The following is a 996-nucleotide window of genomic DNA, read 5'->3' on the forward strand; positions in this document are numbered from 1 at the left end:
TTCTGCTCCCATTCAATACGTTTAATGGCTGTGCTTTCAGTGGACGAACGGAAAGCGTTGGTAGTAGCGGGCGGCACTATGCTGAATCCTCCTGTTATCTTCGGCAGCATATCGTCCGGGACTTGAAGAAGATATAAGCGGTAGTTGTCGAGAATCCTTTCAACTCTTTTTCTCGTTTCTTTTTTATCTATTACAGGCGGTTCACCCAACATCAGCATATCCCCTTTCTCCCGCTCTCAATTCCTCTACCTTCTGGGCTATCTTTTTCCTTGCTCTCTCTATATGTTTTTGAACCGAGCCTTTCGCTATCCCATGAAGTGCGGCGCATCTGCTGAAAGATACATTGTGACCAACAACGGTTATGAATATCTCTTTCTCCTTCTGCGTCAGCGTAGACAAGACATAATCGAGTAAATCTAGTTCATTTTCATTTAGTGCAAATGGATCGGGTTGGGGAACATGATATTTTGAAGATAAGGCGTCAAGCAACCCGTTTTCAGCAAGTATTGTACGTTGATAATAGGAACGGCGATCCACGTCACGCCTTGCCCCTGGTTCTCTTTCTGTTTCCATCCACTCGACCGCATATTCTAAGTCATAGATCATTGAGCGGTACGTTTTCTTTTCTCCTTCGTCTGTAGATGCTGTCAAATTTCTTTTAGTTTCTTCTAACGCTGCTTTATATTCCTTGATTAAATCTTTCAAAATACCACCCCCTTTTATTTGCTTTTAAATGCCCCGCCACGCCCTCTTTTATATGTTGGGCGGTAAACACCCATAAGCTCTCTTATTTCTTTTTCTGAAAGCTCCTGCGTGTGATTTCGAGTACATTTGTTCTTAGGAACGTCAGTTCTTTTTGTTGACATAGATTTATAACCCGCTTTTATAAAAGCTGCTCTCAACGTTTTCATTTTGGTTTCTCCTTTTCTGAAAATAAAAAAAGGGACACCAATCACACAGCGCTTTGATGTTATTATCACCGTTCATCGTCCTTTC

Annotated in this window: 3 protein-coding genes; all 3 read right to left on the minus strand. The window is 41.9% G+C overall.

Going from position 1 to position 996, the window contains the following annotated elements; genetic code table 11:
* The coding region (locus BA70_RS18845) for an ArpU family phage packaging/lysis transcriptional regulator (RefSeq protein ID WP_034325278.1) at window positions 1–212 on the minus strand (212 nt) is incomplete at its 3' end.
* Window positions 202–705, minus strand: coding sequence for a sigma factor-like helix-turn-helix DNA-binding protein (locus tag BA70_RS18850; RefSeq protein ID WP_034325280.1), 504 nt, complete (start codon window positions 703–705; stop codon window positions 202–204). The genes BA70_RS18845 and BA70_RS18850, both read right to left, overlap by 11 nt.
* 14 nt (window positions 706–719) lie before the next feature.
* Window positions 720–911, minus strand: a complete 192-nt coding sequence (locus tag BA70_RS18855; RefSeq protein ID WP_034325282.1) for a hypothetical protein — start codon at window positions 909–911, stop codon at window positions 720–722.
* Window positions 912–996 lie beyond the last annotated feature (85 nt).

Source organism: Bacillus zhangzhouensis, from assembly GCF_000715205.1.
Taxonomy (GTDB): Bacteria; Bacillota; Bacilli; order Bacillales; family Bacillaceae; genus Bacillus; species Bacillus zhangzhouensis.